This window comes from Bacteroidota bacterium (genome assembly GCA_016715425.1).
Taxonomy (GTDB): Bacteria; Bacteroidota; Bacteroidia; order Chitinophagales; family BACL12; genus JADKAC01.
The window spans coordinates 354,718-368,544 of sequence record JADKAC010000005.1 but is presented as its reverse complement, the minus strand read 5'-3'; the positions used below and the strand labels follow the sequence as shown (position 1 = coordinate 368,544).

General features: G+C 34.3%; 8 protein-coding genes. 3 read left to right on the top strand and 5 right to left on the bottom strand.

Translation table 11 applies throughout. The features are described 5' to 3' along the window. Positions 1 to 54: 54 nt before the first annotated feature. Complete coding sequence (locus tag IPN31_07410; GenBank protein ID MBK8681715.1) at positions 55 to 768, bottom strand: RluA family pseudouridine synthase; 714 nt, start codon at positions 766 to 768, stop codon at positions 55 to 57. Positions 769 to 857: 89 nt separating this feature from the next. Here IPN31_07410 and IPN31_07405 point away from each other — a divergent pair, with 89 nt between their 5' ends. Together IPN31_07405 and rlmB are read left to right on the top strand one after the other, a co-directional pair. Then, positions 858 to 4,349 carry a DUF2723 domain-containing protein gene (locus IPN31_07405; GenBank protein ID MBK8681714.1) on the top strand — a complete coding sequence of 1,164 codons (3,492 nt, stop codon included), beginning with the start codon at positions 858 to 860 and terminating at the stop codon, positions 4,347 to 4,349. Continuing rightward, a complete protein-coding gene (gene rlmB, locus IPN31_07400) occupies positions 4,315 to 5,094 on the top strand; it encodes a 23S rRNA (guanosine(2251)-2'-O)-methyltransferase RlmB (GenBank protein ID MBK8681713.1) in 780 nt (259 codons plus the stop codon). Before IPN31_07405 ends, rlmB begins: the two co-directional genes overlap by 35 nt. Here rlmB and pfkA read toward each other — a convergent pair. Further along, a complete protein-coding gene (gene pfkA, locus IPN31_07395) occupies positions 5,091 to 6,071 on the bottom strand; it encodes a 6-phosphofructokinase (GenBank protein ID MBK8681712.1) in 981 nt (326 codons plus the stop codon). The two genes, rlmB and pfkA, sit on opposite strands and share 4 nt — an antisense overlap. A gap of 107 nt (positions 6,072 to 6,178) precedes the next feature. Here pfkA and IPN31_07390 point away from each other — a divergent pair, with 107 nt between their 5' ends. Next, the gene (locus IPN31_07390) at positions 6,179 to 7,597 is read left to right on the top strand and encodes an MFS transporter (GenBank protein MBK8681711.1); all 1,419 of its coding nucleotides are present in this window, start codon (positions 6,179 to 6,181) and stop codon (positions 7,595 to 7,597) included. A 355-nt stretch (positions 7,598 to 7,952) separates the two neighbouring features. Here the strand turns inward: IPN31_07390 and IPN31_07385 are convergent, their stop codons facing one another. From IPN31_07385 to IPN31_07375, 3 genes are all read right to left on the bottom strand, one after another. Then, on the bottom strand, positions 7,953 to 8,894 hold the full coding sequence (locus IPN31_07385) for a PD40 domain-containing protein (GenBank protein MBK8681710.1): 942 nt from the start codon (positions 8,892 to 8,894) through the stop codon (positions 7,953 to 7,955). Then, positions 8,895 to 12,437: a S8 family serine peptidase gene (locus tag IPN31_07380; GenBank protein ID MBK8681709.1), complete on the bottom strand. Its 3,543-nt coding sequence runs from the start codon at positions 12,435 to 12,437 to the stop codon at positions 8,895 to 8,897. It lies immediately after the preceding gene. A 450-nt stretch (positions 12,438 to 12,887) separates the two neighbouring features. Beyond that, positions 12,888 to 13,823: an NAD-dependent epimerase/dehydratase family protein gene (locus IPN31_07375; GenBank protein MBK8681708.1), complete on the bottom strand. Its 936-nt coding sequence runs from the start codon at positions 13,821 to 13,823 to the stop codon at positions 12,888 to 12,890. Positions 13,824 to 13,827 lie beyond the last annotated feature (4 nt).

Below are 13,827 nucleotides of genomic sequence, written 5' to 3'. Positions count from 1 at the left end.
AGAATTTCAAGCTCAAAATGTAATTGGAAATAAACCTTCCTTATCCTGATAGTATTAATTCACCGCATCATACTTTTTTAGCATTTTTAAAAGCAATTGCAAATCAGCCGGTAGTTCACAAACAAAAGAAATTTCTTTTCCTGAATCAGGATGTTTCACTTGTAGAAAATTTGCATGTAAAGTCAATCGTTGAATTATCGGTGTTTCTATTTCCTTTGCTTTATAATTATGTTTTATTTCAGATAAATAAAAAGCTTCTTTATTTCCGTAAACAGGATCTACCAATAATGGATATTCAGCAAATTGCAAATGCACTCTAATCTGATGTGTTCTTCCTGTACTGATTTCTATTTCTGCAAAAGATGCATGTTTAAAAATTTCAATTACCGTACAAACCGAATGCGCTGCTTTACCTCGAGAGTCAATTATCATCACATTTGCCTTGCGTGGATGTTTACCAATAGGCTTATCAATCACTAAAGATTTTTCAGGTAATCTACCTCTAACAAATGCCTGATATTTTTTAATTACACTATGTGATTCAAATTGCATAGACAAATTCCTGTGTGCTTCTGCATGCTTTGCAAAAATTACTAAACCACTTGTATCTCTATCAATTCTATGCACAGTATAAATACCGGGGAACAAATTATTCAGATACTCTTTAACTGAGGGCGCACCTTTTCTGTCGGGGATTACAAGTAAGCCCGCAGGTTTGTCTATCACCACAAGGTGATCATCATCATAAATTATGTTAAGCTTTTTCAAAGCCACGAAATTCAGCTTTTTCTCACAAACTCTTTAGGGATGCGGTATAGTCAAATGTTTATCTTTACCGCTTCAAATAAAAAAATGCTATGATTAAATTCAGCCGGATCAATAATATTACGGGTTGGTTCATATTTGCAATTGCATCTATTGTGTATCTGATGACAATGGAATCCAGTGCAAGTTGGTGGGACTGTGGTGAATTTATTGCCGCCACTTATAAATTACAAGTAGTGCATCCACCGGGGGCTCCGATTTTTTTGATGATGGGCCGCATATTCACATTGTTTGCAAGCTCACCAGAGCAAGTGCCTGTTATGACAAATATTTTTTCTGCATTGTCAACATCGTTTTCAGTATTATTTTGCTTTTGGATAATCACAAGGCTTTCAAGAAAAATGATAGCCGGAAATAATGAACCGGACAGTGTGCAAACTGCACTCATTATGGGTAGTGGAATTGTCGGCGCACTTGCTTGTACATTTATAGATAGTATGTGGTTTAGTGCTGTGGAAAGTGAAGTGTATGCATTGGCAACATTCTTCTTTGCATTAATTTTTTGGGCAATGATTAAATGGGAAGAACATGCAAATACTCACACAGGCGATCGCTGGATAATATTTATTTTTTTGATGCTGGGTTTAAGTATGGGTGTGCATCTTTTAGGTTTACTCGCAATCCCTGCAATCGGGCTGATTTATTATTTTAAAAATTATGAATATACACGCAAAGGATTTTGGGTTGCTTTCGGAATCAGCTTTCTTGTTTTAGCATTTATTTTATTTGGTGTATTGGATAAATTAATTGGTGTTGCAGCAACATTAGACAGAACTTTTGTAAATGGATTTGGCGCTCCATTCGGTACAGGTGCTTTATTGTTTTCTATAATAATTATGGGTGCTGCACTTTATGGTATTTGGTATTCTATAAAAAATAAAAAACGCATTTTATATCTCACACTTGTTTCTTTTACAATGATGATGATTGGTTTATCATCCTATGCAATGGTGCTTGTTCGTGCCGCTGCAGAACCGGTGATAAATATGAATGGCATTAACGATGTAAATAGTTTTCTCTCCTATTTAAAACGTGAACAATACGGTTCAAGAGATTTAGTATATGGTCCACTATGGACAGCTCAACCATTAGATATAGAATACACTAAAGATAAATGGGGCCGTGTAGAGGGAGAAGATAAATATGTTTCTATCGGTAAAGATTTTAAAATCATTTATAAATTATCTGATCAGCAATTATCCGGAGCAGGATTAAGTCCACAACAAATTGCAGTGATTAAAGGCCGCAACAAAGAAGTGATTTTCCCAAGAATGGGATCATTGGAAAGCAGACATGCAGGATTGTATTACAACTTCGTTGGTGTGCCTTCGGATCAACAACAAACCTATGTACCTACATATGGTGATAACATGAAATACTTTTTCAATTATCAATTAGGATTTATGTATTGGCGATATTTCATGTGGAATTTTTCAGGTAGACAAAATGATGAACAGGGATTTTATCATGAGGGTATGAAAAATGGAAATTGGATTACGGGAATAACAGCAATTGATAAAATGAAAAATCCGAATCTGCAAGATCTTCCTGAAAGTTTGTTGAGCAATGATGCCCGCAATAAATATTTTATGATTCCATTTATTCTGGGATTGTTGGGAATGGTGTATCAAATTCGAAAAGATCGCAATGGCTTTATTGTAATATTTCTATTCTTCTTTTTCATGGGTGCGATGAACCTTATCAATAGCAATCAACCACCAGTGGAACCTCGTGAACGTGATTATGCATTGGTAGGTGCTTTCTTTGCATTTGCTATTTGGATTGGCTTTGGATTATTGGCATTGTATGATTTAGGAAAAAGTATAGATAGGAAAAAACTTACTGAGTATTTATTGTATTCCGGTATTATCATGATCATATTTTTTATTACCGGATTAACGGTATATGATTTTGATAGCTTTATTGCATTACTTGTTTATTCCGGTGTAATTATAATGGTGCTCTCGCTTATTTCGGGTGCATTATTTCGAAGTTTGAAAAATGAAAAAGTAATAGCCATAATTCTCACAGTCATTTGTTTATCTGCACCTATACTTATGGGCTCGCAGGGATGGGATGATCACAACAGACATGGCAGAACTTTAGCTCGTGACTTTGCAAGAAATTATTTAGAATCTTGTCCGCAAAATGCGATCTTATTTACACAAGGTGATAATGATACTTATCCATTATGGTATGCGCAGGAAGTAGAAGGAATCCGCACGGATATACGCATAATTAACTTGAGTTTATTAGGTGTGGATTGGTATATCAATCAATTGCGACATGCAACAAATGATGCGGGCAAAATTGATTTGATGTTAGGTGCCGATAAAATATTGGGCGATAAACGCAATGCAATTCGTTTTGATAAGAACAGTAAATTCAAAAACCGCACATTGGATTTAAAAGAGATGGTAATGTTTATGGGCAACGATAAACAAGAAGCATTAAATGCGCAAGGTGATAATTATATACCATCTCAAAATATAAAAGTAGCAGTGGATTCTTCATCTGTTGCCGACAATAATGTGGTAGATGAAACATTAAAAAACAGAATTGTGAAAGAAATGAATTTCACATTAAAAAACACCACACTTCTAAAAAATGATTTAATGCTTTTGGATATTGTTGCAAGCAATATTTCTAAACGACCAATATGTTTTGCAATCACTGTTTCGCCGGATGCAAATCTCGGTTTGGATAAATATTTTATGCAAACAGGTATGGCTTACAGAATAACTCCGGTGGAAAATGAAGGCAATGGATTTAACAAAGCTGCCAATACAGATATCACTTATGATCTGTTAGTGAATCATCAGGAATTATTTAATTACGGTGGTGTGGAAAATGGCGAAAAAATGCATCTCGATCCAAGTTCTGAAGGCTCTATACTTACATCAAAATATGTGAACTATCAGCAACTTGCGGGTGATTTAATTCAGGAAAAAATGAACTACGAACAGCAAGCAACACAAATGCTTTCGCAGCAAACAGATACCAGCTTAAATGAAGTGGGTAATGGTTTGCAGGAATTGGCAAAGGAAAGAGGAGAAATGGCGCTCACGGTTATGGATTTGATGATGGAAAAATTTCCTGCATCTTCTTTTCCTTACGATTATAATATGATTAATGCCGCAAATTATTATCAGATTCTTGGTGCTAATGATAAAGCAATAGCGATAGTTAAAACATTAAAAGAAATTTGTTTGGATGATCTGGAATATTATTATGCGATGTATAATAATTCTGCGGATAACTATTTAACACGCTATATTAATCATCACCTTTTCGGGTGGAAGATGTATAATAATTCTGCGGATAACTATTTAACACGAGTGCAATATGAATCGGATATGCGGGATGCAGAACGCTGTTTGGCATCCGCAGTAAATGTTGCAAAAAAAGCAAATGAAACAGAGTTAAGTACAAGCATTCAACAAGAGTGGAACAGTTTAAGAACATCCAATAATTTACCTTCTATATTAGATGAGAAACCAGCCACACCACTCCCGGGACAATAAGCGGAAAGCGTATGATAATATCGTATTTGGCAGGCAGCCTGTAATTGAATTATTACAGGCTGCAAAACCAATTGATAAAATATTATTGCAACAAGGTGCACATGGTGAAACAGTGAATGATATTCGCAAACTCGCTAAAGAAAAAGAGGTTCCTGTTAAAACTGTTCCAGAAGAAAAATTAAATACTATTACAGGAGGAAATCATCAGGGAGTAATTGCATTTACTTCTGCTGTTGATTTTCAAAAAATAGAAAATATTTTACCATTAATAATTGAAAAAGGAGAAACTCCTTTACTATTGATATTAGATGGAATTACTGATGTGCGCAATTTTGGTGCAATAGCTCGCACTGCTTATGCTGCCGGTGTACATGCTTTAATAATTCCATTTACAGATACTTCTCCCATTAATTCTGAAGCTATTAAAACATCTGCAGGTGCATTGTATAAAATTGCGGTTTGCAGAGAAAAAAATTTGCAGGCAGTTATTGATTATCTCGAATTAAACGGACTATTACTTATTGGAACAGATGCCAATGCAGAGCAAAAAATTTATACTCTTGATTTAACTCCCCCACTTGCATTTATAATTGGAAGTGAAGACACAGGCATCAGTTATATTTTAAGAAAACGTCTTACACATTTAGCTTCCATTCCTGTTATTCAGGAGTTCGATTCTTATAATGTTTCTGTAGCGGCCGGAATGGTATTATATGAATGTATGCGTCAACGCAGTTTGCTTTAAAGTGCAAGCACATTTAATAAATGCAACATTTCCTGATTGATAGTTCCGTGATGTTTTGTTGCTTTTGAAAATGGTGTAAATGCTACTTCAAGATTGCGCACTCCCACCATCTTATTATATTTTCCTTCCATTAATGCCTGCACTGCAGCAGCACCCAAACGGCTTCCTAAAATGCGATCATACACTGTTGGATTTCCGCCTCTTTGAATATGTCCAAACACTGCAACACGAGTATCATACTCACTGAATTTTTCTTTTACCATGCGGGCAATTTCATACGCACCACCTGCTTCATCACCTTCTGCAACCACTACAATCGCAGAACTTTTTTTATGATACCAACCACGTTCAAGAATCTGTATCAGGTTTTCAATATTGGTTTCAGTTTCGGGAATTACAACTGCTTCTGCACCACCGGCAATACCACAGCTCAACGCAATAAATCCTGCATCACGACCCATTACTTCCACAAAAAATAATCTGTTATGTGAATCAGCAGTATCTCTGATTTTATCTATTGCATCAATTGCTGTATTGATTGCAGTATCAAAACCTAAAGTAAAATCTGTTCCGAATAAATCATTATCTATTGTTCCGGGAACACCAATGCAATGCACTTTGTGTTCATCATAAAATTTAGTAGCACCACGAAATGAACCATCTCCACCAATTGCAACAAATGCTTCTATACCTGCAAGTTTAATTTGCTCATACGCTTTCTGTCTTCCCTCTTTAGTATGAAATCTTTCGCTGCGTGCAGACTTTAAAATGGTGCCGCCTCTCTGAATAATATTACTTACCGAATGCGAATACATGGTGATAAAATCTCCGTCAATCATTCCCTCATATCCTCTTTGAATACCTACTACTTCTAATTTGTTTGCAATGGCTGTGCGCACAACAGCACGAATACATGCATTCATTCCGGGTGCATCACCACCGGAAGTTAAAACACCAATTTTCTTAAGTTCCATCATTCAGTTTTAAGTATGTGTAAAATTCGTTATAAAGTGTTGCAAAGTTATTTCCATTTTTGAACCACTATTATTTGGCAACTTTAAATCTTTACTTCTAACAAAATATAATGACGCAAGCTACTTCAAAAAATTCAGGCATGGCTCTGATAACATTAATTTCGGTTTTCTTTTTTTGGGGATTCGTTGCGGCAAGTAATGATATTCTCATTCCAGTTTTTAAATCTGCATTAAATCTGGAACAATGGCAATCGCAAATGATTTCGTTTGCATTTTATGTTGCTTATACCATTGGTTCATTAGTGTATTTTATACTTACTTCTATTCTCAAAAAAGATATTTTAAATTCTTTAGGTTACAGAAATGGATTGGCATTGGGATTAATAATTTCTGCATTAGGTACTTTATTATTTATTCCGGCATCAGATACGCAATCTTTCTTTCTTTTAATCAGCGGATTATTTATTGTTGGTCTTGGATTTTCTTTACAACAAATTGCAGCAAATCCACTTGCAATAAATATGGGTGATCCTGAAAAAGGAAATATGCGATTGAGTCTTGCCGGTGGAATTAATAATGTGGGAACTACAATTGGTCCGGTGATAGTTGCCTTTGCAATTTTTGGTGGATTACCAACAGCAGAAACAACCATGAATTTAGAAGCGGTAAAAATTCCGTATCTCATTCTCGGTGCTGCATTTATTATTGCTGCAATATTTATAAAACTTTCTTCTGTACCCGATCATATTGGTGAAAAAAATATTACGCATACAGGCTTTTCTCAAACAATAAAAAAACCGCAGGTATGGATGGGTATGATAGCAATTTTTGTTTACGTTGGTGTTGAAGTTTCTACTGCTTCCAATTTACCTGAATTTATGCGTCAACATCTGAATACAGGCGAGCATGAAATTGCACCTTATGTATCATTATTCTGGGCGAGTTTAATGATTGGCAGATGGACATCCGCTGCGGGTGCTTTTAATTTACCCGAATTAACAAAAATGCGCTTGAGTATTTTATTACCATTCCTTGCATTTGGAATTTTTTTATTGGTAAATATTATTGCCGGACATTCTGTTTCTCAATTCTATCCTTACTTATTTTTAGTAATAGTTTTAGCCACTGCGGATGCGATAAGTGAAGGCCATCCGGTAAAGCAATTATTGTTGTATTCTTTTCTTGGAATCACTTCTTTATTTGTCGGCATGTTCTCAAGTGGATTAATAAGTGTGTTTGCATTTATATCTGTAGGATTATTTTGCAGCACATTATGGCCATGCATTTTCACTTTAAGTATTGCAGGGTTGGGTGATAAAACCAATACTGCTTCCAGCTTATTAATCATGATGATTATGGGTGGTGGTATAATTAGTTTGATACAAGGATTTCTATCCGATGATGCATTGCTTGGTATTCAATACAGTTATATTGTGGGTGTATGTTGTTTTGCATATCTCGCATTTTTTGCATGGAAAATTGCAGGTATGCATAAAGCGCAGGGTGTAGGAATTATTGCGGAAAAATAAAGTCGTGGATTGGAGGACGCCAACCACGGAGAAAAAATGAAGCCACGAATTTCACAAACAAAGAAATACGAACCTGCCTTCGGTAGGCAAGTGCACGAATAAAAATAGATTCTGGTAATTCGTGGTAAAACTTTTAAAGAATTGGCGTGGACGTCAACCTTCGGAAAAAAGTAATTTTATAATAACAGAATTCAATAAGGAATAATTACTTCCGATCCATCCGGAAATTTATGAATAAGATCAATATAATTATATGTTGTATTTGTGGCTTCATCATATTTATTTGTTAAAACAAGATTCATCTCTGCATTTCCTTATTGTTAAATCTTATAATACCAAATGATAGGGAAATATATTAATATGGCAATGTAAACACACTGCCATCCGGATTAATTTGAATTAAATCATAATCATGAAATTCGGTATTTGTTTTTGAATCATAACTGCTTTCTTGTTTAACAGAGATTATGGTTTCACCATCAGTTAAAATTGTATGGTAATTATAACTTATACAATCAACACCTTCTTTCACTAATTGAATATCTCCCGTTTCAATATTTGCTAAATAAATATCATTATTATAATTGTAGAGCAGTCTTTTAGAATCCGGATACCAATCTAATGGTCCTAAGAGTGCTGATCCATTAAATTTTATATCTGTTCCGTTTATATAATGAATATCTTCTGGTGTAGAAATTTCAAAATAGGCTATTAACGATTTATTAAATTCATTTGATGTAGAAATAAATGCAATTTTTTCACCATCAGGAGACCAACTGGAAGAATTACCTGCATAGATAGTTGAATTATAATCTTTAAAGTGATGTCCCAAACGATTAATGACTCTAAAATTTGAAACGGTTGATTTAAAAATTATATATTCACCATCGGGAGACCATGATGGATCATAATTATAGTTTTCAAAAGTTAATTGCATAAGGCTATCTCCATTACTTTTACAAATATATATTTGTGCATTGCTACCAAAAACAATCCAGTCTTTTATATTCCAGTCAAGGGGTTCATCAGCATCTATTTCTTTAATTAATTTTTTAGTATTTGATAATAAATCATACTTCCAATAGCCTTCAATTCCGTTGTCTAACGCTATATATGCAAATTCATAAAAATTTAGTGGATTTGATGAAGGAGCATTTCTGTATGGTTTATTTTCAGGAGAAACAATTGTTGCATAACCCCAGCCCCCAGGTTCGCTGCACGGTGGATTTAAGTTGTTGTCAATTGAACAGCTTTGTGAAAATATGCACAAAGCTGCAATAAAGAAAAGGCGTTTCATTTAATACTTAATTATTTTAGTATTAAAAGATTTATTGTTGGTAGTTATTTGAATATTATATAATCCAGAAGACAAAAAATTAATATTAATTGAAAAAAAAGATTCTATTGAAAAATTATTTTTACTGAATACCTTCTCCCCATTCATATTAAATATATCTATCCTCTCAATGCAAATATGATCGTCTATAATTATATTTAATAACTCATTTGTAGGGTTAGGAAAGACAACTACATTGGCATCATTAAATGCTGCAGTTTCAATATTTGTAGCGGCGGGGTCATTTATATAAATAGAATAATTTACTTCCACATCTTCTGGTGCATTAGGATAATAAAAAGGTGTTACTGCTGTTCCAAATTGTGTGTAAGTAATTCTATAAACTCTTGATTTTATTTTTGCTGTAGTTGAAGAAATATCAAAATCATCAAGATAATCAGAGCCGAAGATATTTGTTACTGAAGGAATGATATAATCCTCTTCCTCTAAATCAATAGGTTCTAATCCTGTGGTTGTGCTGTTTCTAATCCATCCAGCAATAAATGTAGCTGTTGCGGGTATGGAATGATTATAAACAAAATCAACATCCCATACTTCTGCTAAGTAAACACCAGCAGCAAGCCCTCCGGGCGGATCGGCAATAAATATTTTAATATAATCGGGTTCAGCTAATCTATAATAACCTAACGATGTTGGGGCGCTAATAGGATAATGAATGATTTTGTTATAAGGTAGTTCAAGCCACTCCAAAGCATTAGTTGCATTTAACATTCCGTGTCCCGTAAAATCATCGTATTCAGCAGGATATTCACTTGTCGGAAAATTATCTGCTGATTCCTGAATAATCCATTCAACATCTTCTGGAGAAAGATTATTAAAAACCATTGGATTATCGTTGACATAGCTTAACATCAAAGCAGCAACACCTGCAACATGGGGTGCAGCCGCTGAAGAATTTCTAAAAACAATATAATCATTTGAAGCATCAGCATCACTTGAAATGCCCGTTGTCCAGATTAAATCACTTGTTCCTGGTGCAATTAAATCTATTCCTCCTCCAATCAATGAATAAAATTCGTCAATCTCGTCAGAGGGGTCACTATTTATTGGTGTTTTTCTTTCTCCATTATTTCCTGCCGCACCTACACATATTGTCCAATAATTTTTATTTTGGAGAAAACTGGCTGGCCATGCGTAAAGTTCATCGCCATCTTCCTCAAATTTTGATTGGTTTACTTGCCCTCTTGCAGTTACAAAAACTACTTCATTTCTGTATGCTAAATCAACTGCTGATTGTAATTCTCTAAATTCAGGTGTATCTTCATTTATTGCATTTTCTAAAAAGCCCCCACTTAAATTCAAAATATTTAAACCTTGATATACTTCCAAACCAGATATAGAAGAAGTAACTAATGCTTCTGACAACGAAGTAACTGATAGAATGGCATCTTCATAGAAACATTTTAAAGAGTAAATGCTAACCCCTTCATTATTAATTCCGGTAGTATTATCTCCACCAGCTATACCTGCAATCCCAATTTCATTATTTCGCAAAGCTCCAATAATACCCGCTACATTTGTTGCATGGTCATTACTTGTTGGCAATCCCATAGAAGCAAAATCAACAGAATTTGCAAAATCAAAACCCCCTTTTATCTTACTACCAGAAAGTGTTCCATCTCCAAAATCTTCGTGTGACCAATCAATAGAATTATCCAATATACCAACTTTAATGTTTTCATCTCCAACTTCAATATCCCAAGCATCTTCTATTTCAATGTGTGCATTTACAAAATCAGGATTTTCAGTAAATAAACTTAGCTGTGTATTATAATCCTCATCATTAGCATCATCAAACTGAAATCCTATCCAATTAGGATGAGCATATAAAATTTCTCCTGTAATATTTGAAAGTGTATCTGATAAATTAAATTCATCAACACTCGGATCGCATGTCACTAAAATACTTGCCCAAAATTCGGTAAGTTTTATTGTCTCTCCAGTTCGGCTAATCGAAGTAGAATCATTACTTGTAAACTGTTTATAAATTTTAATTGCTTTTGGTGTAAATTGAACTCCATTACCCTTTAAAAGTGAAGCTATTTTATCATATGTTGTATCTATCAAAACATCTGCAAGATTTGTATAAACCTGTTGTTTGTTGTCAATAAAATTCTTATCAAGCAGTTCGGGATTAAATCTGATGATAACTTCATTATCTCTATATATAGGTCTATCTAAACTATCTAAAATATTTGTATTAGGTTTTTCCCACGTCTCATACTTCACCGTAACATATCTGGTGGTATCATCTACAGTTCTTCTACCATATACCCAAACATAATTATTATTAGCTAATACATTTGTTGGTATATCAATACTTTCTCCCAGATTTGGATATTCTTTTTTCCAGGTGAGGTTTCCATTATCCGTTCTTAATGCAAAAGTGGTAATCACTTTTTTGCCTGATGTATATTCATAAAAACCTGTAATTACTACACGGTCGCTTGTACTATTATATGTTATTCCTGTTGCCTGCGCTTCTATATCGTTACTGCTGTTTTGCAGTATTTTTTCCCATTGCAAAGTTCCGCCGCTGTTGTACTTTACTATTTTTATTTGTTTGTTATCAGCCGAATTTTCTGCATAGCCGGCTATATAAATATTATCACTACCATCTATACATATTGCATTGCTGCCATCTTCTCCGCCATCGTTTTCGCTTACTGTCCAAACAGGTGATAAATCTTCATCTAATTTTATTGTGCGCATATCGTAGTCAGTACCATTATAAGTATAACCTGTTATATAAAAATTATCGCTGCCATCGGTAACTAATCCTGTTGGTCTGTCGAAACCATAGCCTGCTGCACTGCTGCGTTGCGTCTGAATTAATGTGCCTGACGGATTGTATTTAAGTGAAGTATAATCCCAATTTGTGGCTGAGGACTGACTCGCACCACTCACTACTATATTGGTTCCACCATTGCTAATAAGATGACCGGGTATATCGTATAAACTTGTGTAATCATATCGCTTATTCCATTGCACTGTACCACCTGAATTTAATTTTAATAATAAATAATCGTATCCGGTAGTAATTCCAATACTTGCGGCACATACATATATATCAGTACCTATTAAAAGTATATCGGAAGGTATATCATTACCGGCACCTGTACCATCAAAAGTGGTAGCCCATTGTTGCACTCCAATTGAATTATATTTAATTACTACAATATCATAAGTATAATCATCGGATGCATTAGTAGCACCTGCAACAAATATATTACCGCTGCCATCTTTAATTAATGCAGCACCATAATCAAAACCACTTGCTGTTCCGTTGTATTCAGTTTGCCAAACAATGCTGCCACCCTGATTTGTTTTTGTAGTAACGATGTTTGTTTTTTGAGTTGCACCATTCCATGTATTTCCTGTGGTAATCAGATAACCACCATCTAAAATAGATGCATTCCATTCTACAGTATCAGGATAGTTTAATTCAAGTTGCCAAAGTTGGTTTACCAATGTTTGACTCATAAGAATATTATTAAAATTAAAAAGCAGAAAACAGATTAAGCATGATGCTATTTGTAAGATTCTGAGGGGGGGGTAGATTTAGTAAATAAATTTTTCATGATAAATTGGTTTAGATGACTAAGGTAATAAAAATTATTTAGCACTAAATATTTTAATTTGATTTTTTAATTTATTAAAGTGGAATTTTTTATTCAAATAAATCCAATTTAAATTTTGATTTCTATACCAGAAAAAAAAATCAAAAAAAGAAAAAAAAATGCAGCCACGAATGCACGAATAAATAATACGAACCTGCCTTCGGTAGGCAAGTGCACGAATAAAAATATATTCGTGCATTAGAATTTCAAATCATAGATTAGTTTAATTCGTGGTAAATGTTTTATTAAAAGGATTGGCGAGGACGCCAAACTTGGAGAAATAAAATATAATTCGTAATTACTTTTTTTCCTATCACTTAACATTTTCAAGCATATCTTTCGTCATTGCATCCAGATCGTATTCCGGTTTCCAGTTCCAATGATTTCTTGCAACTGAATCATCAATACTTTGTGGCCATGTTGCGGCGATCTGCTGACGAAAATCCGGAGTGTAAGAAATAGCAAAATCAGGTAATTGTTTTTTAATACTTTCACTAATCATTTGCGGAGAAAAACTCATAGCCGACACATTATAAGAAGAACGCACTTTAATTTGTTCTGCATTTGTTTCCATTAGATCAACTGTTGCCCGCAATGCATCGGGCATATACATCATTGGCAACACAGTATCTTTTTCAAGAAAGCAATCGTAACTGCCTTTTCGTTTTGCCTGAAAATAAATATCCACTGCATAATCTGTGGTGCCTCCGCCGGGTTCTGCTTTATAACTTATTAAACCGGGATAGCGAATACTGCGCACATCAATACCATGTTTTAAAAAATACCACTCGCATAAACGTTCACCGGCAAGTTTGCTGATACCATAAATTGTTTGTGGTTCCATCACTGTTAATTGTGGTGTATCATTAACCGGTGTGCTTGGTCCGAATACTGCAATTGAACTTGGCCAGAATATTTTTTTTATAGGTAATTCTTTTGCAAGTTCCAATGTATTTAATAATCCATTCATATTTAAATCCCATGCTTTCAATGGATATTTTTCACCTGTTGCAGAAAGCATGGCAGCAAGATTGTAAATTTCTGTTATCTCATGTTTTTTTATTAAATCAGCCAACGCTTGTTTATCCAATACATTTAAAATTTCAAACGGACCATCGGCAATTGCCGCAGGTGGTTCTTTAATATCAGCGGCTATAATATTTTCATTGCCTTTTTTATTGCGTAAGTAAGCTGTTAACTCAGAACCAATTTGACCACAAGCACCGATGAGAAGAATTTTATTTTGCATAGTA

Bases quoted from the DNA above. Each gene is read 5' to 3' on its own strand.
- IPN31_07405 (MBK8681714.1), top strand. From the start codon at position 858: ATGATTAAATTCAGCCGGATCAATAATATTACGGGTTGGTTCATATTT.
- rlmB (MBK8681713.1), top strand. From the start codon at position 4,315: ATGAGAAACCAGCCACACCACTCCCGGGACAATAAGCGGAAAGCGTAT.
- pfkA (MBK8681712.1), bottom strand. From the start codon at position 6,071: ATGATGGAACTTAAGAAAATTGGTGTTTTAACTTCCGGTGGTGATGCA.
- IPN31_07390 (MBK8681711.1), top strand. From the start codon at position 6,179: ATGACGCAAGCTACTTCAAAAAATTCAGGCATGGCTCTGATAACATTA.
- IPN31_07385 (MBK8681710.1), bottom strand. From the start codon at position 8,894: ATGAAACGCCTTTTCTTTATTGCAGCTTTGTGCATATTTTCACAAAGC.
- IPN31_07380 (MBK8681709.1), bottom strand. From the start codon at position 12,437: ATGAGTCAAACATTGGTAAACCAACTTTGGCAACTTGAATTAAACTAT.
- IPN31_07375 (MBK8681708.1), bottom strand. From the start codon at position 13,823: ATGCAAAATAAAATTCTTCTCATCGGTGCTTGTGGTCAAATTGGTTCT.